Raw genomic sequence first — 26,104 nt, forward strand, 5'->3', positions numbered from 1 at the left:
AACAAATGTACTCAGAACATATCGAACTGCCAAAGATAGTATCTCCTATTTTATAGCTACTTTCGTCTGTAATCTTATGTCATCGGAAGCAGCACCAATCATTATCTGGAAAGTTCCCTAAAAAGATCATAATTACAGTAGAAAGCTTTCTATGTACTCCTTTAGCTCCTTGACTTCGTTTTGAAGTTCATATACTGAATCGGTGGCGGGTTTAACAGTAACTGACGAACCGCAACGAAAGCACGCATTATACCCCTGTTTATTTCAATAGCAGTATCAGAGTTTAGAACACTACTAAGCATTGCTACGCCTAGTTCCGTAAAAGCAAAAGGCATATATTTAAAATTACCGCCTCTTCCTTTGTTCAAGGTCACAATTTGTGATCTTGAAAGTTCGTCCTTCGTGAGTTCAAACATAAAGTCCTCACCTTCGAACCTTTTTAAATTACGTCTAACAGCTTGTTTTAGCACCCTGTTTTCTATTCCGTACATTTCCGCCAAATCAAAGTCTAACATCACCTTTTGCCCCCGTATGTCGTAAATCTTACTTTGTATTACTTCGAGAAGAAACAAATGTACTTAGAACATATCGAACTGCCAAAGATAGCATCTCCTATTTTATCTCCACTTTCGTCTGTAATCTTATGTCATCGGAAGCAGCACCAATCATTATCTGAAAAGTTCCCGGCTCCACAATCCTCTTTAAATTCCGATCGACAAGCGAGAAATCCTCTTCAGATAAAATAAACTTCACTTCCCGTTCTTCACCACGCTTCAAATAGAAACGTGCGAAGTGTTTCAATTGCTTCAACGGTTGCACTACTGAAGCGTATTCATCTCTCAAATAAAGTTGGGGCACTTCTTCACCGTCGTACTTTCCTGTGTTCCGGACTTTGAATGAAACTTCGAAAGAACGTGGTGTTAAAGCTGACAGATGCAAATCCGAGTAATCAAAAGAGGTATAACTCAAACCGTATCCGAAAGGATAAAGCGGAGAAGCAGACATTTCTACATAATCATGGCTTTGAGGGGCTTTCTTATTATAATAGAGTGGAATTTGTCCGACGGAACGGGGCACAGAGAATGGCAATCGTCCTGCCGGATTAAAATCACCGAATAAAACATCGGCAATGGCAATCCCTCCTTCTTGTCCCGGGTAGTAAGCGGTTAACACTGCATCTGCATTTTCTGATGCCCAGTTTTTATCCAAGGGACGGCCTTCAATATAAACGACTACCAATGGCTTTCCGGTAGCTTTCAAGGCTTTGAGCAGTTCCTGTTGCTTTCCTAATAAAGAGAGTGTTGCACGGTCGAACCCTTCGCCACATTCCATATCGCTGATCGTCTTTTCGTCGGCAATGGCCGCACCCGTTTCTTTATAACTGGTCTTGAAATCACGGGCACTGGAACCTCCCACCACGGCAATAATGACTTCGGAACGCTGGGCGGCTGCAACGGCCTGTTCAATATCAGTTGTCACAGTATCACGAATGGAGCAGCCTTTCACGTATTCCACTTGCGACGAAGAAAGTTTGGTCCTGATTCCATCCAAGACAGTCTTTATATTTTCTTCTTCCTGCGGAGCGGTATAATCCCCCAACATATTATAGCGATTATCAGCATTAGGTCCGATAAATGCTACTTTCCTATTTTTGTTCAACGGAAGCAAAGAGTGCTCATTCTTCAACAACGTGATTGAAGCTTGTGCTACCCGGCGTGCCAAAGTTACAGATTCTTCACTGCGCACTTCCTTCTTTGCTTGTTCAGGATCTACATAAGGATTTTCAAACAGCCCCATCTCAAATTTTAACCGTAGAACACGGGCGACAGAAGCGTCAAGTGCTGTTTTACTGATACGACCTGTGTTTACAGCATTCATCAGATTCATATATGCATCGCCTCCCAAATCCACATCTACTCCGGCTGATAATGCAAGAATAGCTGCTTCTTCCATAGTGGGCGCAACAAAATGGCTTTGATGAATACCTTCTATGCTGTATAAATCAGAAACGACGATTCCGCTGAATTTCCATTCATTCCGAAGAAGTTCGGTCAACAGAGAGTGATTGGCTGTGCAGGGAACACCGTCCATCGAATTATAAGAAGTCATTACTGATAATGCACCGGCATCGATAGCTTGCCTAAACGGGGGCAGGAAGTTCTCGTGCAGCTCACGTATACTGGCAAAAGAGGGGTTTCCGTTCTGTCCGCTTTCCGAGATACCGTAAGCGAGGAAATGTTTAAGAGTAGCTAATGTGCTGTATGGATGTGACAAATCACCGCTCCCCAGTCCTTCCACCATCGCTTTTCCTATTTCACCCGTCAATACCGGATCTTCACCAAAGGTTTCTTCTACACGAGACCAACGCGGATCACGAGCCAAATCGAGCACAGGTCCATAGCTGATATGTCCGCCCTGCAAACGTATCTCTTTGCCGATTGCTTTTCCTACTTCACGGATAAGTTGGGGCGACCAGGTAGCAGCCATTCCGATTCCGGTTGGAAAAACGGTTGCACCAATTGCCATGTGGCCGTGCGGCGCTTCTTCCGCCAGGAATAAGGGGATTCCCAAACGGGTATTCTCTATTACATACCTTTGCAAGGCATTTCCGGCCTTTGCAGCCAAAGCGGGATCCAATCCGGTTGACAATGTTTTCTTTGTCCACGGGTCGGCGCGATAGGTTGCCCAAAGCATACCGGCCTTTCTGTCTTTTATGAGTTGCTTGAATTTATCAGAAGGAAAAACATCGTTTCTTTTGATTTCATACATCTCCCACCCCAAAGGACAAAGGAGCTGGCCGACTTTTTCTTCTAATGTCATACGGGATAACAAATCCGCTACTCTTGTTTCTACCAGCAAAGTCGGATTTTTATAGGTTACCACCGGAAGTTGCTGTGCAAAGGAATAAGAAACTCCTGTCATTATAGCCGTAAACAGTAGTGATTTACAGATTCTATTTAGCATAACTATTTTTTATAAACGAATAAGATATTAAAAAGAGAAGTCTGCCATCTCCCCGTAATGCTTTGCGCAAAACCGATTCGACAGCAGACCTCATCATACTAAAGAACAACCTCTATTTTACCTCTTTTAGAACGGACATTTCTGGTTGTCTACATAGGTGATGGTTCCACCGGGCACAGCATTGTGACCATGACCTGTCATATCAAGCACCGAACCATCATCCTGTGTTTCACCGTCAAAACGCCAGTAGGCTATGAGCCCTTCACTGGTTGGGTCTACATAACAAACACCATCTTCAATCTGTGCGGATGTACGCGCTACGTTCCACACACGACATTCGCTAATGTAACCATCAAAGAAACGAGCATTACCGGCTGAACGACCGATGGAGAATGTATCATTCCAAGTATGTCCATCATAAGCCATACTCAAGTTTATGCTCCCGCCATTTTTGGTTTCTACGAAGTGAATTTGCTCACCATCCAAATAAAGACGAAGATACTGACCATCATATACGGCAGCAAAGTGCAACCAATGACCGGTAGGAAACTCTTTCTCTACCCACGATTCATAATGGTCTTTCTTATCGGGATGTGAAGCCGAACCGATAGAACCTTTCACAAACTGCAATTTATTCACAGGATTACCGGCACCGTCGCCAAAACGGAAGAGGAAGTTTTCTTCGCATCCGCACAATGAGCTGATACCATTAGCACTTCTTTCAGAACCGACAGGGAAGGATACAGGAAGCACCTTCATTTCTAAGGTCATCTGTCCGAGTGCTTTCACCGGACTTTTTTCCTGATCGCCGAACGAAGGAATATTGAAATATCCCCGACGTGCCAAGTAAGCCGCTTTGATTTTAATCACTTTAGTGAGCATGACATAAGCCGTACGAGAACTTTCCATCACCTTCAGATCACTGTTCGATACGGAAGTAATAGATACGGGAAGGCAGTAGGAAACACCTTCCTGCAATTTATCTGCATCAGCAGTTACCTTGATTTGTGTAGACTGGTTTGATCCGGCAGGAATAATCACATCACCTGCTTCAAAACTATAACTGCCTTCGGGTGGCATTTGGCAGTTGCGTCCGGTAGAGGCATTGAAAGCTTCCAGTAATTGAGGAGCTACCTGTACGCCTACCGCTACGTCAGTTTCCGTTTTATCGGTGGAAGTCACAGTCAATCCTAAAGTAGACTGCCCCTCTACCAAGAATTTCACGTTCGACGAAGTCAGCGTGCCGGTCATGTATACGGCATCACTGTAATCCGGTTCGGTTTTGCAACCTGAAACACAGAACAACAAAGCCAATAAAGATAAAAGTGTATATTTCTTCATAGTCTTAATTATTATTTTGCATAAACATTAAATACACCACAATTCACAGAATAAGAGGTTGTTTCCACACGAATATAACGTGCAGTCAACGGTGCATAAAATACGATGAATTTAGAACTGCCGGTCACTTCTCCAGCACTCTTGAAGTTCGTACCATCATCGCTGGTGCTAATCTTTGTTCCGGCACTGATGGAATTATATTCTCCCCAAGAAGTCCCTCTGTATGCCACGATAGCACTAAAGGTGTAAGATTTCCCCATATCCACAGTAAAGGCTGCCTTATAATTCGACCAATCGGAAATAGAAGCAGTAGATTGCGGATTTCCATCGAACCATCTGTCAAGATTTGATCCGCTACCACTTAACACATTCACGCTCCATCCCGCCTGATTTGCTACCAACGTACCTGTAATGTCGGCTTCAGTAGCCTCATGATTTACATTGTCCTCCGTCACGGTAACGGTCAGGAAAGAAGGTGCTACCATATTGGTACTCAACTGTGTATTAGGTCCTTCTGCAGACACTAAACGCAAGGGAATAATGTATCCTTTTTCGCTCTTAAGCGTAGAAAGCACATTAGCGTCATCCGTAAGTTTTACGTGCACAGTGTCAGCAACTACCATTTTCCCGGCAGGGATAGTCATCTCGGCATTTTCCAACACGATGGCTTCGGCGGGCATAGCTTCAAACACGGTGCCGTGTTCTTCATTATAGGCAGCAATCAGAGAGTTATCCACTACGACCGTAGCTTTTATAGTACCGCTCGCTTTCTGCGAACATTTTGCCGGCCATTTAAAGTCTACATTGCTGACTGTACTAATAGGAGTCTGTACAATTTTGTATGCCTTGGAATTATCTGATATATACACTCGGTTAAACGGATCACCATAGACATCGTAAGTCTCATCATCATCACAAGCTGCAAAGCCGATGGCACAGAGGGCGAACATTCCTATATAAAATAGATTCTTTCTACTTTTCATTGTCATCTTTTCATTAAAAGGTTAATTAATGGATAGCCGGATTCTGTATTTGAATACACTGGCGGAACCGGTAATAAGGTTCGGGGTTGTATTCATGTACATTATAGTCACGATGGATAAAGAATGCGCCAAAGCCTCCTTTACGTTTTCCATTCGCCGGCTTGTAGCGTGCTTGGTTGTACATAGACTGCATATCTCCCTGCCAGTTATCACCCATATTGCAACAGTACACCACTTTTTCATCAGGCCATCCGCCTGCTCCCGTACCGCCGCCATAAGCTTGAAGGAAGCAATAGTTACTATACGGAATAAGACTGGTCATGCTGGTACTGGTCTGGTCGATATTGAGCATTTTATCACAGCTACCTTCCCGCGAAGCGATCTCCTTACCATAACGTTCTTCGATAAGCTGTAAACGTTCTTCTCTGGTAATGTCCGGATTCGGTCCCATGTACTTTGCCATGTGTTTGTAGAAATATTCAAAATTAGAGCCACTCAAAAAATCACCTTCCGGTTCATAGTCCGCATCAAAACCATCAAGGTCGTTCAGAAATACCTGATCGAGAAAATATTCGGCATACATTTCAAAAGAGCGATTGAGTGCGGCAGTCCGTTCTTCGCCATTCGGCATTGCCTTCGCTTCATTATAAGCCTGCTTGAAAGCATGGTCATCTGTTTCCGCATCGATACGGGTGATTGCCACACAAAGCATCTTGGTTCCTTTCACTTTCTGTACAAAGCGGATTTCTTCCCAGATTTCTGTATTTTCTGTTGATGGAATACCGCCCCACATAGAGCAAATATCGAGACTGTCAGGTAATCCCATAAAACGAACAGCGGCAGAGTTCTGCGCTCCATATTGCGCAAACCATCCAAAAGCTATTTCGTGATCGCTTTCTTTGTAGTCGCGTAAATTCTGGTAGTACTGGTCGTCGTAAGTCAGCGGCCGCTGAATAGTCAACGACTCAATGTCTGTATTACATGAGGCCATCATACCGCCTACAGTCAGTGCGGCCAATATGTATTTCATTGTTTTCATATTCTGATTACTTAGTTAGATTGTTCTACATTATATATCTGATTACCTTTTCACATCCCACCAAAGACGTGTGCCGGCAATGTCCGTACCGTTCAACAGGGAAACAGCAGCTTGTGTGTTCTCGCCATTGTCAGAATATTCCTTCGTAGGGAACTTCAAACGGCTGATGAGCTCTCCAGTGGCAACTTCTCCACCGGAAGCATTTGTGTTGATAGTCACAATGCCGGGATAACCAGTACGCCGCATCTCGCTCCACGCTTCTTGCCCGTCCGGGAAAAGAGCAATCCATTTCTGCACCATAATGCGCTCGAGTTTCTTATCATCAGAAACCGATTCATCCCACTTCACGGTCAAATTAGAAACCATACGACTCACATCGGTATTACGTCCGTTTGTCGGATCAATGAATGAAATTGATGGTACATTTACATCATTATCAAGATAACTCTCCGCACCGGAAGCACCTTTGGAAGAAAAAGAGGTCTTCACACCTTCTTCGTAATATTCCTTCACTGTTTTATCTCCCAAGTTTAAACGCAGTTTAGCTTCAGCCAAAAGGAAATATGTTTCAGCGGCATCCATCCAGAGGATAGAGCTAGCCTGTCCTACATTCATACTAGACGCTGCTTCAGACAAAGTGCCCTGACTACGACTGGTTTGCCCGTTACGGACTCCGTGATATTCGCCATCTTTCTTAGCAACTTTGAAGTAAGCAGCCAAACGTGGATCCTGTAAGCCTTTCAAATAGCAATCCATAGTGGCACTCATTCGAAAATCATTGAAACTTTCATATGCTTCCCACCATTCATTGATGAAAGAGAACGATACAGACTGTTTTAGAACTGCATTATCACTAACGGAAGTCATCAGCCCGATACTATGGTCTATTGCTGCTTTAGCTTCAGTCTCTGCCTTTGTCTGATCTACATAAGAAATACGCATCGCCAGGCGAAGACGGAGGGTATTGGCAAACTTTATCCAATTCCCCACATTACCATTATAAATATAGTCATAGTCTTCCAAGTAAGGTTCGGAAGTACGACTGTTGTAGCTGGTGAGCACCTCAATGGCATTTTCCAATTCTTCAAAGAAACGATAATACACATCCTTTTGGCTATCGTAGGCCACTTGAATACCAGTACCAAACTTTGAATAAGGGATGGGACCATACTTATCTGTAATACGACTCATACCGAACACCTTGACAATAGTAGCCATAGCGCGTGCGGGGGACGTTCCACTAGTACAATCCACGACTTTCCGCCATGGCTGCATCACCTCTGTATAAGCGGTGCTAAACGGAGAGTTGTACCACTGCGGATAGAGTTTGTAACAATCGTTGTCCTGCTCTCCGGCATAGTTCCATGTTTTAATAGGAGCACAGTAGCTGGCAAAAATATCACCGGTCAGCATTTGAGTCTCCTCAAACAAGCCACCTTTGTCTTTACCTACTACGAAAATACCTCTTTCCATCTGCGTGAAATAGGCTCCCGTCAGGAGATTATCCCGTTCCATCTGCTCGGGAGTTACTTCATTCGGATTGATATTCCAACTTTCATAATGGTCGGTACAAGCGGTAAACAACAAGCCTCCGGCAAGCAACACACCATTGAACACTTTCATGCATTTTAATATATGTTTCATCTTATCGATTCTTTAGAAATTGAGTTTAACAGAGAAACCTAAATTGCGCAAGCTCGGCAACATAAAGTAGTCCATTCCGCTGAAATGCGTGCCTGTACTTGCCGTCAGTTCAGGGTCGAAAGGAGCTTTGCAATAGAACATAAGCAGGTTACGTCCCGTGAAGGCTACATTCATGCCCTGTATCCAAGGAACCCACTTCTGAACAGGGATATTATAACCGAGAGACAACTCCGCAAGGCGAACGTTCGTCGCACTATAAACATACATAGAGCCGACACCGCTTCCCACAGTGCTATAATACTTCTGTACAGCGGGGACTTTATAACCATCAATCAACACATAACCTAAATCGCGTGCCTCAGCGGTAGCTGTGGAAACGCCGTAAGCATCCATCATCGCCTGCGTCTGTGAGACAACAATACCGCCAATACGTGCATTGACCAGACAGCCCAAAGTCAGTCCCTTCCATGAGAATGAGTTGCGCCATCCCATCATGTACTTGGCTTGCGAGTTACCGGCATAAATCCATCCGTCCTGGCGTTCGCCAGCCTTATTATCTATAGCTACTGTATTGTTCACATAGTCTACGTCAATGTAACCATGCGAGTCGGTGCGAAGTGCAGTCACGTACAGGTCACCAATAGAGCCACCTTCAAAAAGACGTGAATTCACAATTTCCAATCCCCCCAAATCCATCATGTCCTGTTTGACAACTTCTCCATTCGACAAAGTAGTTGGTTTCAACAGTTTCTTAATCTTATTACGGTTGATAGTATAAGTAAACGTAGAGTTCCATTGTACCGGTCCGAGCGGCTGGTTTAATGTCAAGCTTGCCTCGATACCCTTGTTATCCACTTGTCCACCATTGATATAAATAGAAGAATAACCGGAAGAAGCGGAAATTGATGGGTTGAACAGCTGGTTGTAGGTAGATGTCTTATAAAGAGAAACGTTCAGTTCCAACTTATCATTCCAAAGATGAGACTGCAGTCCGACTTCCCAAGCTTTGGTACGCTCCGGCTTGATATCCGTATTGGGATATGTGGTAGCCGTGACGGGAGAAGCCGATTCGTATGGATAAGTCTGATAAGCAATGTAGCGTGTAGGGGCATTACCTACCTCACTGTATGAGCCGCGTACCTTCAAGAAGGTAAGCACATTGTTCTTGATGGGCAGTAACTCTGTCAAGATAGCAGAAACGCCCACCGACGGATAAGCAACTGACTTCGTATCGGTCCATGCCAAAGCAGACGACCAGTCAACACGCCCCGTTACGTCCAAGTAGAGTTTGCTCTTCCAACCCAGCTGTGCTGTAGCAAAGATGGATTGCGTCTGGTCATGATAACCATCCTGCTGGAATTTCACGGCAGACTGCATCAGGTTGAGCATTGTAAATCCGTCTGCCACAGAATTCAAGCTACCTCCCACATCATAATACTGGTAGTTGACATCCTGAATACTGGTACCTAGTGTAGCGGTCAGTGAGAAGTCGCCGAAATATTTGTCGATATTCAGCATCACATCGCCATAAAGTTGACGAGTGGATGCATCACCTTTATAATATCCTCCAAATTTCTGGCAGAAAATATTATCGGTAGATGCAGCGTATTTCTTTTCGTACAGAGCCGACGTATAATCCATTTTGGCACGCGCACCTAATGTAATGCCTTTCATAATTTCGAAACTCAAACCTCCACTCATGAGGAAACGGTTCTTGTGATTGATAAAATTGTCGCGATTGACAATCCAATAGGGGTTCTGCATGGCAATACCCTGATTACCCCAAGGCCAGTATTGTGTTTTGAAGTTACGGGCTTCGTTGTACATTTCAAACTGCTGAAGCATTTCCAAACTATAGCTCGGCGACATCAGATAGATAGGAACAATCGGATTGAAATACTGTCCCTGTGACACCATGTTCTGTTCACGCACATTCATATAGCTTGCGCTTAGGTCGAGACGCAGACGATCATTGAGCATGCTAGTCGTATTACGGATAGTGAAATTGTAGCGATCCAACGTATTGTTCGGAACAATACCTGCCGCATTGGTAGCAGCCATAGAAAGGAATATCTGGTTCTTCTCATTACCATTACTGATGGTCAAAGAGTTGGTTTCATTCCATCCAGTCTGATAGAAGTCCAACGGGTCGTAACTGCTGGCTTGTCCCAATTTCTGTCCCCAGCTTCTTATTTCTCCCGTAGTTGCACCATAAGTGTTTTGAAATTCCGGAGTTACAAACGGATTGAAGAATGAGGTATTATTGGCATAGTTGACACGAAGCTTATCTTTCGATCCTTTCTTTGTGGTAATCATGATAACACCATTGGCTGCATCACTACCATAGAGTGCGGAAGCGGCAGCACCACTCAACACAGACATCGTTTCAATATCTTCGGGGTTAATCATGGAAGCACCATCACCGGATTGGCCCATACCGGTCATAAAGTCGTCCGGTTGTGTTGTTTCCAACGAAGGCATCGGAATACCATCGATTACATACAGGGCGTTATTATTTCCGGAAAGAGATTTCGCACCACGCATCACCACCTTAGCTCCACCACCGATACCGGATGAGCTGGAATTGATGACAACACCTGCTATCTTACCGGACAAGCTATTTACGAAATTGGCATCCTTGACACCGACAATTTCACTGGCAGAAACTTCTTGGACATTATAAGACAGTGCTTTCGCCTCTTTACGAATACCGAGAGCGGTAACCACCACTTCGTTCAACACTTGCGAATCATCTTCCAAGGTGACATTCAATACCGGACCGGAGACAGGTAATTCCTTTTTCTGATAACCCACATACGAGAATAACAATACCGGGCTGGCAGTCTGTGGGGTCAATGTATAGTTTCCGTCAAGATCGGTCACTGTTCCGTTAGTGGTTCCTTTCTCCATAATAGAGACCCCAATCAGCGGTTCGCCATTCTTGTCTTTTACCGTACCTGCAACGGGTTTTGTTTTTTGTTGAGTTACTTTCGTTTCTTTAGCCGTCAGTACAATCTTATTATCCAATATTTTATATTCGACATTTGTACCTGCAAAGACCTGTTCCAACACCTGAAAAATATTCTTCTCGGAAGCTGAAACCGATACCCGGCGATTAAGGTTAAGATTCTTGCTATTTATAAAAAAGCTGAATCCAGATTCACGTTCAATCTTGTGCAGCACTTCTTCTATAGTACAATCGTTAACCCGTAAAGTGATAGAAGTTTTTTGCGCATATCCATCTGATGCATACGCTAGTCCGGCTGAACAAATAAGGAGTATAAATAGTAATTTCATAGCCAATGATATTTCCTTTAAGGTCCGTCTAATAGACTTTAATCCTCCAAGAAATTGGACGATACAATAATTTTGCATAAATTTGTAACGAGTTTAATTAGAAAATTGGTAGTTATACTTGTCGGGAAACAAGTAGGTTCACAATTACTGAAGCTCATACGGGAGGATACGGCCAATATCATCCCGTATTTTTTGGGTTGCTAGGGATCTTTGTTTTTCATGGCAATAAGTTTTTGGGAATTAAGGTTTTTATCTTTTAGTACTAAATAAATATCTCTATCTTTATTTTCTCTTTACCGGCATCTGCGTCATTATTCAGATAACGCCAACGAACTTTCGAGGAGGCACTGATAAAGTTAAGTACCTGTTCCAGATTCCGGTTGGTAAATGTTCCGGAGAATGAGTCGTCATGAGGTACATTCTCCTGTATGACAAATTCGGCATTGTATCTATCTGCCAAGATATCCAGTGCATCCCGTAATGACGTTTGACGGAAAATGATTTTGCCATCTTTCCATGAAAGTTCTCTCTCGCCGGAAGTCGTATAGAGCTCCGTCTTTCCATTCTGGGAATAATAGACCAGCTTCTGTCCCGGAGCCATCACAATATACTGAGGTTGTTGACTGGCGTTGTTGAATTCAAAATTGACTTTTCCTTCAACTAAAGTAGTAATAACCTCATCTGCTTCTTTGTATGCCTTTACATTGAATTTTGTACCCAGAACTTTTATGGCAGACTGGTGAGCGGTAGAAACTATAAACTGTTTTTCCGGGTTTTTCCGGACATCAAAATAGGCTTCTCCATCAAGTTCCACAGCACGTGTACGGGAAGAAAAATGACTCGGGAAAGTCAATGTACTTTTTCCATTCACCCATACTGTAGTTCCGTCAGCAAGTGTCACCAATGTGCGTTGTCCGGCTGGCACATAAACAGTCTGCATTTCTAGATCCTCTTTTTGGAGAACCTGTATCATTGCATAACTTAATCCGAAAGCTACAACAAACACTGCCGCAATCCGCAAGATTCGTTGTGTAACAGGATGCAATGAAATTGTCTTTTTTGTCTTCTTTGAGAATACGCCTGTGTCTTGCCAAATGAATGCATCATAACTCTTACGAAGAGAAATGAATTCTTTAAGATTGGCTGCATCTGCATCAATCCATGTAGCAACGTCTTCCTTTTCCTTTTGGGATGCCTTGCCTGCAATATATTTTAATAGTAATTCCTTATCCATACAATAAATAATTTATGAGTAATGAGAATAGAGGTATTATTCCCCTTTCATTAAGAATACCACTCACTAAAGAGATTCCCTAGTAAGAAATGTGATTTTTTTGTTATTGCTTAAAAAAAATAGCAAGCAAGGAGGTATTTTCCTTCTTTTCAGATGAAAAAGAAAAGGAATGGAGCATAATCTTTTAGATTATCACGCAGTATTTTAACTGCTCTGCTGATATGATATTCTACTCCTTTTACACTAATGCCCAGTTCTTCGGCTATTTCTTTATGGGATTTTCCATCCAGGCGATCGCGGATGAAAGCAGTACGAGTTTTTTCCGGCATACTCTCCAGTAATGCGTGCACTTTTGCCCGTAATTCTTCTGATAATATTTCCTTCGGGTCACAGGCTTCCAATGTTGATATACGAATTTCCAATTCACGCTGTCCCTTATCAAGCAAAGTTTGAAAAACATTCTCCTGTGCTTGTATATGTTTCAGGTAATTGAGTGATTTGCTGCGAATATAAGTAATTAAGATCGCTTCAACACTTGGGATTTCCCGTTCTTTACTTAGTTCCCATAAATGGATAATGGCTTCCGAAACAATATCTTCTGCTACTAAGTCATTATGGACATAGGACAAGGTAAATAGGAAGGCTTTCCTATAATAAGCAGTATATATCGAGTTGAAGTTGATTTGAGCCATTCGCCAGTATATCCATAAGTATTAAATGTTGCAAAGGAATGCATTTTGCTTATAATAAGAAAACTTTTTAGGGAAAATTTAAATTTGGCTAAAATACCTTTTCTTATAAAGAAGAAAAGAAATGCCCTGATTATAATTTGCACGTCAGCATTAATCTTCCTTCTGAGGTACTGGAAAAAACATTCTCATAATGTTTATACCGCGTATGACGGGTATAGTTCATATAGTCTCCGGTGAGATACAATCCTTTTCGCAGTTTGATATCCAACCGCAGCCCTGTTGCATGAAGAATTGCCATTGAACGATCTCCCTGTGCATTCAGCGTTTTTGAGTTATAATGTTCCCAATCCATATCTTGTGGATAGCCTTTCCAAGTGAACATGTGGTAGACATCATAAGTAGTAGATATCGAGAACTTATCTTTCTTATAGATTAAATTAAAGCCTACTTTTGTACTATAGCCGCTTGCCAGATTATAATTACGCTCCTCCACCCGATAATAGTCACTAAGTGCACCGCCCAGAAGGATGGCATTGAGATGAGCATATCCATCTATGTCCCAACGTTTTCCACTTTTCCTTTTATAAATCAGTCCACCTCCAAAAGAGGCTGGTGTACAAAATTTATAAGGAGTCTTAGCCGACACACTGGATATTGTATCCGAATCATAATAATCAAAATGCTGATAAAGCCCCAGACTCAAATAATGTTTCCGGTTATCAACTAACTCCTTACCCGCAAGACGGCCAACGATATTGAATTGTCCCAACACTGGTTGTGAAGCTTGTATGTTCAACTTTGCTCTTACGGAGAAATAATCATAAGGTCTTCTATTATCCGCATCAAAACGATCTCCATACTCTACATCAATCTCGGATGCAAACCCAACTCCTTTATCGAAGATTTCATCTTGCAGCTCAAGTGCCCTCACTCCTGCGGAAAGATCAACACTGACATCGGGCACTCCGAATTGCTTACCGGAAGTGGAACGCTTTCTCCATGCATCTCCATTTATAATACGAGTGAGTCCACGCATAGGAGAAACGACAAACGAAGCAAACTCTACCCCGAAACGGGATGCTCCTGTTTTCCTGTCATCAAGGATTAAGTCGGACGCACGGTAGAACACTTCTCCCAGCGCCATCCCTCCAATTGGTGTTGCTATAATATCATTGGTAGATGGATATTCGTTTTCCATGAACATCTCCCACATAAAACTTCCTCCAAAAGCATATAACCCGGATTGCCAATAATTATATCCATTTGACCGGGCCGAATTAAAATACAAACTGCCATGATAAGGATGCATAAACATGTTTGTTCCCATTGCATCATTATCCCAAACGAAGCCGTGCTTAATATTGTCCTTAATTGTATGAAAGTCAATATAGGCAAAATCTGCTTTCCGAATATAGCGATCGAATGCCCATACTCCCATGTTAATGCCGAATGTCATCGTTGCTGCCCGCAATCCTTTCTTTTGAGAATAAAAAGAAATATCCAGTGAGTCTGCCGCTCTTGGAGTAGCAACCTGCTGCCGGATAGCAAACTGCGAATGAGCTAATCCGATAGACACAAAAGATATAAACAGGATAAATAGTAACTTCTTCATGAAACAAACATAAATAAAAATATTGAGTTTGTCTCCTTCACTCCTTTTATCGGACAATTTTGTTCTTTTTTAGACCAATTCGGAAAGTCAAACGGAATCTCCTTGACATTATGATATAAGCAAGGCGGTTGAATTAAAAATGAAAAACCTGCGAATAAGTATTACTTGATTCGCAGGTTCCCTTCTCTTTTTTACCTAAAAAACTAATCCTAGTTTATTCAAGTTCAGCTATTATTTTATGCTGATTGATTCAAATCGGTTATTATTTCATAAACTGATGTTTGTCGTTAATTAATAGCTATCGGAGTTGGCAATGTTTCAATTGTTACCCCACTAGTTGTACCGTTTAAACGACCGGTAGCGTCTTTAATGACTCCACCTTCTTGAGTTTCTGATCCGTCCAGTTTATAATAGAGTACCAGACCATCCGATGCCGGATCAACGCCCAGCATATTCTGCTTAAGCTGATTTTCAGTACGAGCTACACTCCAAACACGGACTTCACTCATCTTACCATTCAACGGACGTTCTCCCCATGGGAATTTCGGAATCCTACCGATATTGAAACCGACATCCGAATTCGGATCGAAACCAGGAAGACCCCAATCTGATCCAGCCCATTTCGAACCATTGACATAAATAACCGTTTTTCCCGAAGGTTGATCGTAAGTCAAAGCTACATGATACCAACGGCCTGTCTTCAACGCTTCCGTAGTATGATAGTTCTGTGTTCCTGCAGCTTCCAAAACATCTTTAGGAACACCAGGTGCATCACCAATACGGAAAATCATCACACCTTCAGTTCCCATAATTGTATTGTTACTAGCAAAGCTATTGACATAAATCAGCGCTTCGTAAGTGAACGATGAGAAATAAGTTCCGACCGGGTATTTGATTGAAATGTACGTATTACTAAATTTTCCAACCTTGGTAATCTTTATCGGTTTAGAGAGAAAGAAATATGCAATGCTTGTCCCGGAAAGAGTCGGAACAGAAGCCGACTGTACACGCACTGGCAAAACATACGATTTTCCCTCTTTCAATGTTTTCAGACTGGAAAGCTCCATCTTTACGTTATCCGCATACAACTTTCCACTTGGGATTGCTGAAGTTGTACTACTCATTTTTACGTTTGATGCATCAAACATCTCGTAAACTGTTCCATACTTCGCATTGTATTCGTCCACTACGCTTGGATCAGCTATGGTATACGATACATCAACCTGCGAAGAGGTCATGGTAGAAAGTCTTGAGGTCAAGTCAAAAGTCAGTACATCATCATCTTCCACAGAGAGATTATATTCCTTACTTTCGAAATAAACCTTAGGTTCCAGCAGCTTACTTTCACTGTCGTTACAAGCACCCAGCAGCAGCGCTATACCTCCTAATATCAAATAATTGAATATATGTTTATTCATAATTCTTCTGTTTTACTAATTTACAAATTGGCCTATTCTTGCGGCTTATTTTCTGCCTCATTTTGTTTAGCTTTCCATTCATTGAAAACCTGCTGGTTTATCTGAATAGCCTGACGCATAAACTTGTAATCAGGTGTATTGTCATAATCTTTTTCGAAGCGATAAGCCCCCACTCCGCCTTTATAGCCTTTTGATGGCATAGTAGCAGCCTGGCTCAACAGTGCGCCACCGGTAGGAGCGTAGGCTTCGAAATTTTCTGTGCAAATTATTTTCTTAGGATCAACTCCATAACCTTCAAGACCAGGTCTGGAAGAACCATAGCTCTGTATAATCCAATAATCGACATACTCATCCAATTCTCTGGTAAGACCACCGATACTACCATCAATACAAATCATCTTATGTCCTTTGCCTTCTGGGTCGCTCTTCGGACCAATGTAATTATTCATCTCCTTGACCAAATAAATCAAATGTTTATTAGCACTCAATGTTCCGTCCATATCGAATACACCGCTTCCGATTTCCCAGTCAACATCGTAACCGTCCCATTCGTTTGCGTATAGAGAGTCACAGAGGGCCTTGGCAAACTTAGCCAGACATTGATAGTGATTTTCACTTTCGAATTGACCTTCAAATCCCCAGTATTTCCAGCGAGCTTGCTTTTTAGCTTCTTCTAATTGTTTATCAGTCCAACCTTCTGCCTCTGCCTGCTTTTCCGCATCAGCATATACCGATCCCGGAGTTGCTCCTTTACCGATATACGAAAGTAGACTCACTTGCAACAACTTCGTACCTTTCACTTTTTGCACAAATTCTTTATCTGCTTTCTGTCCGGGAGTAATCTCATAGCGTCCGGGAGCACCACTCCACATAGAAACAATGTCCATACTATCTGGCATGGAAGTCAGATATCCTCTTCGATAAGCTCCGGCAGGAGACCAGTTGGAGTACCATCCGAAAGCTACGGGACGTCCGTAGTTCCAAGCGGTTGCCTTATAGGCACGCAAGTTGGCATAATATTCACCATCACCCAACGTGTTATAGCCTCCGATATGCTCCACTTCCATATTCTCCACATCAGTACAGGAGGTTGTTGTCATCAACCCTGCCAGAGAAAGGAAATATAATAGTTTTCTTAATGCTTTCATATTTATTTATGTATCAAGATTTTGTTTTAGTTTAAAGTTTTTCATATGGAAAAAGTCCGTACGATTATTAGTTTTTCTTAGCCCACCACAAATCGGTTGCAGCATTGTCTACTCCACCAAGTTTTTGCACTGCATCTAGATAAATCTCATGAGATTGCCCCGTTCCATTAAAGCTGTTCGGGTAAGTCATACGACGCATACCTCTGGCTGCAGTGATCTGAGTTGAATTGTGATTTCCTCCTGATATAATAGGATTCAATTTGGGATAACCGGTACGTCTGAATTCCGTCCATGCCTCCTGACCGTTAGGGTACAGAGCAATGTACTTCTGAATGATAATCTTCTCCAGTTTCTGTTCCTGGGTTCCTTCAAACTTGGCGGTAGCTTGGCTGGGAGCTTGATAGTCGAAACCAAACTTGCTACTGGTGACTTTATTTGCAGCAGGCTTGTTGCCGGAAGCCATATAGGTATCTACGGAACCTGTCGCACCGTTTTCTTGGAATGAAGTTTCTATACCTTGTTTGTAAAGTGTTTCGGGATCACCTTTTCCGTATTCCGTACCCCAAAACAAGGCAGCTTCAGCACGCAAGAAGTACACTTCGGATGCACGCATCCAGTACAGTGGAGTATTTCCCTGAATTTTCGGTTTGGAATAAAAGTAGTAGCTATCCGTTGGATCTGTATCCTTCGAACGAGTATTAGTATGACCAAGAGGAACACCTTGATACTTATTATTATCAAAAGCTGTTACTGCAACCGTACATTGGCTATTGGCAGGCTCGCAATATGCGCTCAAACGAGGATCTTTATATCCCATCAAGTAAGCGAGTATGGATGTACCTACACGTGCATCATTGTAATTATCAGCTATCCAGTACAGCGGGTTACGAAGAGCGATTACCGGGCCCGGGCCAGCACCAGCTGCATCACCAGCTTCGGTCATCACACCGATGGAATGTTCTACAGCTTGTTTGGCATACTGTTTTGCCAATTCCGGTTTAACGCTACGAAGACGTATTGCCAGACGAAGCATCAGCGAGTTGGCATATTTCACCCATTTGGTTACATCACCGTTGAATACCAAGTCATAATCTGACATCACCTTTACGTTGTTTACCGCTTTCGGAGTCAATACCTCTACCGCTCCTGCCAGATCCTTGAGCATTTCCGTATAAACCGTTTCTTCCGAGTCGAAAGGAACGTCTATAGCCCCCTTTCCGGCAGCCGTATAGGGAATCGGGCCGAAGCTTTCCAGCACTTTATGCCATCCTGAAATCTTCAGGATCTGCGCCAAAGCAGCTATTTCAGGAGTATCATTCTCTTTGGCTGAAGCTGTCAGCTTCTTCCAAGGGTCAAGCAAATTAGTATAGGAGTTAGAAAAAGTTGTTGAAACCCAGCTATTGACTATCACGTAATTCAGGTGACAATTCCCTCCCTCAAAGGTGTTGTTTATTCCAATATAGCCGCTCCATGCATCAGCAGACAGATTGTATGCGGTTTGATATGCATTAACCGGACCTGTATCATCAGCCTGCGTTCCAGTAGGAAACACAGATTTCTGCATAGCCGTGATGTATCCTCCCACAACGATACCATCCATAACACCTTCTCTGTCAGTCATCTCGAAGGGATTGGTGTTAATCTCTTCATAATTACACGATGCTAGTGCCAAAATGGCGAAAGCAACGGCAAAAAATTTATATTGTTTTATTCTTTTCATAATGTAATGAATCTGTTAAAGTTTAAATTTCAATCCAAAACCGAAGCTGCGTACGCTTGGTTGCATAAAGTAGTCATTTCCTTGTCCATAAGTTGCTGTAGAAGGAGTCAGTTCCGGATCGAACGGAGCTTTGCAGTACAGCATCCATGGATTATTGGCAATGAAAGAAACCGATACATCTTTCAGTACATTACCAAACCATTTGTTAGGCATAGTATAACTGAATGTAAGTTCCTGTAGACGTATGTTGGTTGCGCTGTATACATAGTAGCCTGAGGTCTGATAGTTACCTGTACCAATCATTTGGTAATATGTCTTAGCATCTACCCGTCCTTGTCCCGGGAATAATGCACCTTCAGACTCTCGTGCATCGGCTGTGCGCTGAGACACTCCGTAACGGTCAAGAATTGCTTCTGTTGAAGATGTTACCACACCTCCAAAACGTCCATTAATCAGGAAACTGAGTCCGAACCCTTTATAAGAAATAGCATTATTCCACCCCATGTTGAAGTCGGGAGCAGTCTTGCCTAGATACACCGGATCACCATCCTCCATTTCATATTTTCCGTCACTACTTACCAACACATATCCCTGGCTATCTTTCTTGAAAAAGCGGGTTGCATAAATGTCATGAATGCTTCCACCTTCTTTCAGGATAGTGCGTCCTTTGTCTTTCAGTACTTCCGGAATATTAATAGAAACAGGAACTCCCATCACTTCTGTATTATAGTCTTTCACCATTCCCTTGATTTCGTTAATATTCTTTGAGAAAGTCAACGTAGAAGAAATCGAGAATCCATTCTTGAAACGGTCGCTATAGCCAAATGATGCTTCCCAACCCCGATTCTCGACATTACCTGCCTGCAGATAAATGGAGTTATAACCGGTAGATTCAGGTAGGTTTCCTAAGAAAGTCTGGTTGTAAGTGTTCGACTTATAATAAGTCACTTCTGCATTGAACTTGCTAAACAAACGCAAACTCAGACCAAATTCATATGACTTGGTACGCTCCGCTTTGAAGTCGGTGAACGGATAAATGTAGGTAGGTTTAAAGTTACCACCCACAATCGGAGTAGTGACTGTTCCCGGAGTCAACCCCGAACGTGACACCGGAGCACCAACTTCGGTATATGAACCACGCACCTTCAGATAAGAAAGAAATTCAGGAAGTTTCACCATTTCAGAAACAATTGCAGATAATCCGACAGAAGGATAGAAGAATGACTCTTCACTTGTGTTGACTAGTCGTGAGTTCCAGTCGTTTCTTCCGGTCAAAGTGAGGTAGAGCATACTTCTCCATCCCAGTTCCACGTTGCCGAAGATAGCATGATTACGTACACGACTATCACCTCCTTTTTCTGAAATACGACCATTTGACGGGTCAATGTTTGAAGTTGCAAACTTGTTGGGAACTCCCAACAATGTTCCTTTATAGCCTCTTTGTAGTGCCCAATAGTTAGAGTAGTTCCATCCGAAGTTGGCAGAAACGCTGAAGTCTTGAATACGCTTATTGATATTCAACATAGCATCAGCATATTCCTGACGGTCGTTGTAGTTAATATATTCATAATGTCCTTTCTTACCTTCAGCAAAAACCTGATCGGAAGAAGCAGAAATTTTGCGTTCAAACAACACATAGGTATCGTCCATACGGTAACGGGCTGTAATGTTCAACCAATCTGTAATCTTATAGGTCAAACCTACATTGAACATATAACGGCTCTTCTCATTGGTTGATACATTGCGATAAGCAGTCCAGTACGGGTTTTGTGAAGCATAAGTTGCATCCGAAACCGGCCAATACTGTACTGGTAGCTTACGACTGTCATCAAAACGTTCAAAAGTTTTAATATCTTCAAAGTCCTCACCTCTCGGAAAGAGATAAGCAGCCACAATCGGATTCCAGTAGAGTCCCTGTGAAACCATATTCGTATCGTCCTGCTTGACGTACGATGCCCCCAAGTCGAGTTGCAGCTTATCATCGAAGAAAGTCGCAGTGTTCCGGATAGTAAAGTTCAGACGATTATAACTGTTGTTCGGAACAATACCTTTGGAGTTTGTAGAAGAGAACGAAGCAAAAGTCTGATTTTTTTGTGTACCTGTGGTCAACGTCACCGAGTTGATGAAATTTGTACCGGTATTGAAGAAGTCATTTTTCGGATCATAACTAGATGGAGTGGGTAATTTTTCACCCCAGCTTTCGTAAGTATCTTTTTTATTTCCATAAGTATTCTGAAAGTCAGGAGTCATATAAGCTTTGCTGAATTCAGAAGAAGAAGAGAACTGCACGGAGAGTTTTCCTTCCTTACCTTTCTTGGTTGTAATCAGGATAACACCGCTGGCTGCACTACTACCATAAAGTGCAGCAGCCGAAGGGCCGCTCAACACAGAGATGCTTTCGATATCTTCTGGATTAAAGTCGGCGATACCTTCCGTACCAGCCTTTCCCTCACCCATAATACCACTATCTGTATTTCCCATGTCCGTATTAAACAGAGGAATACCGTCTACAACATACAGTGCATTGTTGTTACCTTCAATAGATTTGGCACCACGCATTACCACACGTGTAGCTCCCCCCACACCAGTAGCACTTCGGTTAATGCTCACACCAGCAACCTTACCATTCAATGAATTCACAAAGTTCGCGTCTTTCACAGTAGTCAAATCATCACCCTTAATCTGTTGTACATTATAAGACAATGCTTTTTCTGCACGCTTGATACCCAATGCCGTTACAACAACTTCCTCCAAGACCTCTGTATCTTGTTTCATTACAATCTGATAGAAATCTTTTTTTGAAACAGGGATGACTTGGGTGGCATATCCTATATAAGACACTTTAAACTGGGAATTATCCGGCGCTTTTATAGAGAAATTTCCATCAAGATCGGTTATTGTACCTGTAGAACTGCCATCCACAGTTATATTTACTCCAATCAATGGTTCACCCTTTTCATCAGTTACTTTTCCTTTGATATCTTTTACTGTCTGTGCAACAACAGTAGGCTTCTTTCCTGTAATTATAATGTAATTACCCTGAATTTGATAAGCGAAACCTGTTCCTTTCAAGATTGTATCAAGGGCTGCCAGTACCGATGCATTTTGCAAATTAAGATCAACAATTTGCTTCCCTTTCAATTCGGAATCACTATAGTTTATCGACATTTTAGACTGTTTTTCCACAGTTTTTAATGCATCAATAACAGTGATATTTTTTTGCTGGATAGTAATTTTACTATCGTTTTGAGCAAAAGCTTGGGTCTGTATAAGTAATAATAGACTTAAAAAAGTGAGAAAGACCCGCTTATGAGCTATTTGTTCTGCTATTTTTTCGTAAATTTGTAGCATCTTTTTAGTATTAGTTAATTGGTTATTATTCTGGGATCATTTAGAATAGCGTCAATATGCGCTAATATTGAAGAGAATTGATTTCACATCCGGAGGGAACGGGCATTCCTTCCGGATACTTTTTGGCATAGCATTTTATTTTTAATAGGTTCTACAACAGGTTTTATTTCTTATTCGTTACATAGCATTTATTTCCTTTAATTACATAATTTACATCTCCTACCACCTGTGATATAATTTCCATCACTTCTTCCAACGTTGCTTGATTTCGGAAACGGAAACTATATGTGTTCTTCTTCATACTATGAAGACTATATACAAAAGCATAAGGGAACTTACGCTCGAGATTAGTGAAAATATCCTCTAAATGCATATTACTAAAGACTAACTCTCCACGTTGCCATGCTGTCACATCACTAATCTCCGGCAATCGTAAATTATGTTCTTTAGTTTGTTTATTATATATTAATTGCTCGTTCGGCTTCAATATAACATTTGACATCAAATTATTGAATTCCACTTTCACACAACCTTCCAGCAATGTAGCAATTAATTCATGACTTTCAGGATAAGCATTTACATTAAACTCTGTTCCCAAAGCTGTAACTTGATAATCATTCGCTTTCACAATGAAAGGATGCTTCTTATCCGGCTTTACTTTGAAATTTGCTTCACCAATCAAATATACGCTTCTAGTTGCTCCCGTAAATTGTTCCGGATATAGTAGTGTACTTTTTGAATTCAGCATAACATGTGTACCATCTGGTAATGTAAGTTCATGAATTTCTGCTGTCGGTATGTAACATTCAACCAAATCTTTTTCCGGTCGGTCCTTTTCCAACATCAGATAGATAGAAATGGATGAAACAGCTAACAAGAAAATAGCTGCAGCTCTCCATATAAGCAACTGGTAATTTCTCCGCGAAGTGACAGACTGCATTCCCAGATTCTGCCGCATTCGTTGTATTGATTGTTGCATACCATCAGGTACTCTCTGTCCTTCTGCTTGTTTCCAAAGCTCATGAAGAGCCTCATTCTTTTCATCAACATGCTCCTCATCAGCCAACCACTGTTGCACTTTCTTCTGTGTATCGGCTGAATAGTTGTTATGGCCGAACAATTCTATGAGTTGTTGAATATAATTTTTCATGAATCTTTTTCTTTCTTTTTTTGGCTTTATACACTAAATACAACTACTACGGACACACTACTTAAAAATATTGGAGAAAAAAATAAAAAAGAGGAGTACCTTCTTTAATTCGATCAATGCCAGATAAACCTGATGCTCTATAGTACGAATAGAAACATCTAGTTTATCTGCTATTTCTTTATGACTTAATCCCCGGAAACGACTAAGTTCGAATATTAACCGACGACGTTTCGGCATTTTTTCCAAGGTCAACTGAATAATCAGCAGCATCTCCTTATAATATACATTATTCAAGATCTCTTCTTTCTCTGTCAATTCATAAAGAAAAGTCTTTTCTATAACCTCCGCCTGATATTCTTGCTCTACCTGTTGATGCTTAAAGATGTTCAGAACTATATTTCTAGTCATTATAAAGATATAATTGTCTAGTTCTTTATCATTATTCAGCCATAACTCTGGCTGCAGCCAAAGCTTACAAAAAACATCTTGAGCCACATCTTCTGCATCACTTTCAGATTTAAGCAGCATTTGAGCAAAGTTCTTTACTTTCGGAAAATTCACAGTAAAAAACCTCTGAAACTTTAATTCAATCTGCTTGTCGTTATTTTCCATCTCTCTAGTATTTTTCAGCATTTACGGTTAAATCAAATATTACACATGTTAGGTTAAAGGAATAATCAATATAATATTAATCCTCGATTCATAATCTGAAAGCAAAATAAAAGATTAATAACACAATAAAAAAATATTATCACTATTTTTTTGGTTTATTTTTTTCCAAGCACCTATTAAACAGAGCCTTCCAGAACAAAACAAATGTATATTACACACCCATAAAAATAAAAAAGGCTTTATGAATCAATGATTCATAAAGCCTATAAAGAATACTCGTACTCGAAGCGGGACTTGAACCCGCACAGCCGCAATGGCCAAAGGATTTTAAGTCCTTCGTGTCTACCATTCCACCATTCGAGCATCCTTTCAAAGAAAGAGCGGAAAACGAGACTCGAACTCGCGACCCTAACCTTGGCAAGGTTATGCTCTACCAACTGAGCTATTTCCGCGTTTTTTTCAACGGGTGCAAAGATAAGTAGTTTACTTGTTTCTGCCAAATCTTTTCGAAGGAAAGTTTAAAAAACTATCCTTCGAAAGTCTATTTTATCTCCCAAGCAGTGCTTTCTCTGCCCTCTCCATTCCGCAAAAGTTGAATCCATCGATCACTTGCTGCATCAATGCAGAGATTTCCGCATTGCAAAGGTTGCCAATACTACCTTCATGAGTATGGTGTACTTCTTTTGTATGAGAGAAATTTCCAGCTTCAATATCCAAACCAACCTTCTTATATGCATCACGAAAAGGTATACCTTCACGTGCCAGACGATTCACTTCTTCCACGCTAAAAATAAGGAGGTATTTATCATCGTCAAGGATATGCTCGTTGACCTTTATTTCATTCATGATGTAAGTTGTCATCTGCAAACAGTCTTTCAATTCCTGAAAAGCAGGCAGGAAAACTTCTTTTATAATCTGCAAATCACGGAAATAGCCGGAAGGCAGATTATTCGCAATCATCATGATCTGTTGAGGAAGCGATTGCAGTTTATTACACTTAGCACGTGTCAGTTCAAAGACATCGGGATTCTTCTTATGAGGCATAATACTGGACCCCGTGGTACAGTCATCAGGCAATTTCACGAAACCAAAGTTCTGACTATTAAACATGCAAGCATCAAAAGCTAACTTAGAAATGGTTCCGGCAATCGTAGCCAATGCAAAAGCAACATTACGTTCCATTTTCCCACGCCCCATTTGAGCATACACAACATTGTAATTCATCGAATCAAAGCCAAGCAAGTCGGTTGTCATTGTCCGGTTCAAAGGAAAGGACGAGCCATACCCCGCTGCAGAACCTAATGGATTACGATTGCACATTTTAAATGCAGCCTGCAAAAACAGCATATCGTCCATGAGACTCTCGGCATAGGCACCAAACCACAAACCAAAAGAAGAAGGCATTGCAATCTGTAAATGGGTATACCCTGGCATCAAAACGTTTTTATATCGTTCGCTCTGACGAATCAGTACATGAAAAAGTTGCTCTACAGCTTCGGCAACTTCTTTTATTTGTGTACGGGTAAAAAGTTTTAAATCCAATAAGACCTGATCATTTCTGGAACGACCACTATGTATTTTCTTTCCGATATCACCCAAACGACGGGTCAACATCAGTTCTACCTGTGAATGTACATCTTCTACCCCGTCTTCTATGATAAATTCACCTCTTTCAGCCGAGACATAAATACTCTTCAACTCTGCCAGCAACTGTTCCAGTTCTTCTTTCGTCAACAAACCGATACTTTCCAGCATCGTAATGTGAGCCATAGAGCCGAGCACATCATGCTTGGCCAAATAAAGATCCATCTCACGATCACGACCTACCGTAAAACGTTCGATATCCTTATTCACCTGTACGGACTTCTCCCAAAGTTTCTGTGTCATAAAAAATAAGTT

General features: G+C 41.7%; 16 protein-coding genes, 2 tRNA genes and 1 pseudogene. All 19 read right to left on the reverse strand.

Going from position 1 to position 26,104, the window contains the following annotated elements; all coding sequences use genetic code 11:
- Positions 1–147: 147 nt before the first annotated feature.
- Positions 148–515 (reverse strand): annotated as a pseudogene (locus DWZ47_RS06620) (ORF6N domain-containing protein); the annotation flags it as partial.
- A gap of 97 nt (positions 516–612) precedes the next feature.
- Positions 613–2,964, reverse strand: coding sequence for a glycoside hydrolase family 3 N-terminal domain-containing protein (locus tag DWZ47_RS06625; protein WP_182281612.1), 2,352 nt, complete (start codon positions 2,962–2,964; stop codon positions 613–615).
- 126 nt (positions 2,965–3,090) lie between these two features.
- Positions 3,091–4,305: a DUF1735 and LamG domain-containing protein gene (locus DWZ47_RS06630; RefSeq protein ID WP_008997909.1), complete on the reverse strand. Its 1,215-nt coding sequence runs from the start codon at positions 4,303–4,305 to the stop codon at positions 3,091–3,093.
- Between the two features lie 11 nt (positions 4,306–4,316).
- Complete coding sequence (locus DWZ47_RS06635) at positions 4,317–5,288, reverse strand: BT_3987 domain-containing protein (RefSeq protein WP_008997910.1); 972 nt, start codon at positions 5,286–5,288, stop codon at positions 4,317–4,319.
- Positions 5,289–5,313: 25 nt separating this feature from the next.
- A complete protein-coding gene (locus tag DWZ47_RS06640) occupies positions 5,314–6,327 on the reverse strand; it encodes a glycoside hydrolase family 18 (RefSeq protein WP_117512613.1) in 1,014 nt (337 codons plus the stop codon).
- A 42-nt stretch (positions 6,328–6,369) separates the two neighbouring features.
- Positions 6,370–7,971: a SusD/RagB family nutrient-binding outer membrane lipoprotein gene (locus DWZ47_RS06645; RefSeq protein WP_117512614.1), complete on the reverse strand. Its 1,602-nt coding sequence runs from the start codon at positions 7,969–7,971 to the stop codon at positions 6,370–6,372.
- A gap of 12 nt (positions 7,972–7,983) precedes the next feature.
- A complete protein-coding gene (locus DWZ47_RS06650; RefSeq protein ID WP_117512615.1) occupies positions 7,984–11,346 on the reverse strand; it encodes a SusC/RagA family TonB-linked outer membrane protein in 3,363 nt (1,120 codons plus the stop codon).
- A gap of 184 nt (positions 11,347–11,530) precedes the next feature.
- Positions 11,531–12,502 (reverse strand): FecR family protein, encoded by a 972-nt coding sequence (locus DWZ47_RS06655; protein WP_117512616.1) that lies wholly within the window; start codon positions 12,500–12,502, stop codon positions 11,531–11,533.
- A 149-nt stretch (positions 12,503–12,651) separates the two neighbouring features.
- Entirely contained in the window at positions 12,652–13,194 is a 543-nt protein-coding gene (locus DWZ47_RS06660) for an RNA polymerase sigma-70 factor (protein WP_008997914.1), read from the reverse strand.
- A gap of 130 nt (positions 13,195–13,324) precedes the next feature.
- Entirely contained in the window at positions 13,325–14,806 is a 1,482-nt protein-coding gene (locus DWZ47_RS06665; protein ID WP_117512643.1) for a DUF3943 domain-containing protein, read from the reverse strand.
- Between the two features lie 287 nt (positions 14,807–15,093).
- Positions 15,094–16,227 (reverse strand): DUF1735 and LamG domain-containing protein, encoded by a 1,134-nt coding sequence (locus DWZ47_RS06670; protein WP_083852298.1) that lies wholly within the window; start codon positions 16,225–16,227, stop codon positions 15,094–15,096.
- 29 nt (positions 16,228–16,256) lie between these two features.
- Positions 16,257–17,372, reverse strand: a complete 1,116-nt coding sequence (locus DWZ47_RS06675) for a glycoside hydrolase family 18 (protein WP_117512617.1) — start codon at positions 17,370–17,372, stop codon at positions 16,257–16,259.
- Positions 17,373–17,439: 67 nt separating this feature from the next.
- The gene (locus DWZ47_RS06680) at positions 17,440–19,092 is read right to left on the reverse strand and encodes a SusD/RagB family nutrient-binding outer membrane lipoprotein (RefSeq protein WP_117512618.1); all 1,653 of its coding nucleotides are present in this window, start codon (positions 19,090–19,092) and stop codon (positions 17,440–17,442) included.
- 15 nt (positions 19,093–19,107) lie between these two features.
- Positions 19,108–22,443 carry a TonB-dependent receptor gene (locus DWZ47_RS06685; RefSeq protein ID WP_117512619.1) on the reverse strand — a complete coding sequence of 1,112 codons (3,336 nt, stop codon included), beginning with the start codon at positions 22,441–22,443 and terminating at the stop codon, positions 19,108–19,110.
- A 163-nt stretch (positions 22,444–22,606) separates the two neighbouring features.
- A complete protein-coding gene (locus tag DWZ47_RS06690) occupies positions 22,607–23,593 on the reverse strand; it encodes a FecR family protein (RefSeq protein WP_117512620.1) in 987 nt (328 codons plus the stop codon).
- 57 nt (positions 23,594–23,650) lie between these two features.
- Positions 23,651–24,205: an RNA polymerase sigma-70 factor gene (locus DWZ47_RS06695; protein ID WP_008997921.1), complete on the reverse strand. Its 555-nt coding sequence runs from the start codon at positions 24,203–24,205 to the stop codon at positions 23,651–23,653.
- 279 nt (positions 24,206–24,484) lie between these two features.
- Positions 24,485–24,568, reverse strand: a tRNA-Leu gene (locus DWZ47_RS06700).
- A gap of 16 nt (positions 24,569–24,584) precedes the next feature.
- Positions 24,585–24,657 (reverse strand) — tRNA-Gly (locus DWZ47_RS06705).
- 94 nt (positions 24,658–24,751) lie between these two features.
- Positions 24,752–26,092, reverse strand: a complete 1,341-nt coding sequence (gene argH, locus DWZ47_RS06710) for an argininosuccinate lyase (protein ID WP_117512621.1) — start codon at positions 26,090–26,092, stop codon at positions 24,752–24,754.
- Positions 26,093–26,104 lie beyond the last annotated feature (12 nt).

Origin of the sequence: Bacteroides sp. AF32-8BH (assembly GCF_003435205.1) — a bacterium.
In the GTDB taxonomy this organism is placed as follows: Bacteria; Bacteroidota; Bacteroidia; order Bacteroidales; family Bacteroidaceae; genus Bacteroides; species Bacteroides ovatus.

What these genes read in the sequence shown, in the direction of transcription:
- DWZ47_RS06655 (WP_117512616.1), bottom strand. Translation starts at nt 12,502, where the DNA reads ATGGATAAGGAATTACTATTAAAATATATTGCAGGCAAGGCATCCCAA.
- argH (WP_117512621.1), bottom strand. Translation starts at nt 26,092, where the DNA reads ATGACACAGAAACTTTGGGAGAAGTCCGTACAGGTGAATAAGGATATC.
- DWZ47_RS06640 (WP_117512613.1), bottom strand. Translation starts at nt 6,327, where the DNA reads ATGAAAACAATGAAATACATATTGGCCGCACTGACTGTAGGCGGTATG.
- DWZ47_RS06685 (WP_117512619.1), bottom strand. Translation starts at nt 22,443, where the DNA reads ATGCTACAAATTTACGAAAAAATAGCAGAACAAATAGCTCATAAGCGG.
- DWZ47_RS06630 (WP_008997909.1), bottom strand. Translation starts at nt 4,305, where the DNA reads ATGAAGAAATATACACTTTTATCTTTATTGGCTTTGTTGTTCTGTGTT.
- DWZ47_RS06665 (WP_117512643.1), bottom strand. Translation starts at nt 14,806, where the DNA reads ATGAAGAAGTTACTATTTATCCTGTTTATATCTTTTGTGTCTATCGGA.
- DWZ47_RS06625 (WP_182281612.1), bottom strand. Translation starts at nt 2,964, where the DNA reads ATGCTAAATAGAATCTGTAAATCACTACTGTTTACGGCTATAATGACA.
- DWZ47_RS06695 (WP_008997921.1), bottom strand. Translation starts at nt 24,205, where the DNA reads ATGGAAAATAACGACAAGCAGATTGAATTAAAGTTTCAGAGGTTTTTT.
- DWZ47_RS06650 (WP_117512615.1), bottom strand. Translation starts at nt 11,346, where the DNA reads ATGCAAAATTATTGTATCGTCCAATTTCTTGGAGGATTAAAGTCTATT.
- DWZ47_RS06675 (WP_117512617.1), bottom strand. Translation starts at nt 17,372, where the DNA reads ATGAAAGCATTAAGAAAACTATTATATTTCCTTTCTCTGGCAGGGTTG.
- DWZ47_RS06635 (WP_008997910.1), bottom strand. Translation starts at nt 5,288, where the DNA reads ATGAAAAGTAGAAAGAATCTATTTTATATAGGAATGTTCGCCCTCTGT.
- DWZ47_RS06680 (WP_117512618.1), bottom strand. Translation starts at nt 19,092, where the DNA reads ATGAAAAGAATAAAACAATATAAATTTTTTGCCGTTGCTTTCGCCATT.
- DWZ47_RS06660 (WP_008997914.1), bottom strand. Translation starts at nt 13,194, where the DNA reads ATGGCTCAAATCAACTTCAACTCGATATATACTGCTTATTATAGGAAA.
- DWZ47_RS06645 (WP_117512614.1), bottom strand. Translation starts at nt 7,971, where the DNA reads ATGAAACATATATTAAAATGCATGAAAGTGTTCAATGGTGTGTTGCTT.
- DWZ47_RS06690 (WP_117512620.1), bottom strand. Translation starts at nt 23,593, where the DNA reads ATGAAAAATTATATTCAACAACTCATAGAATTGTTCGGCCATAACAAC.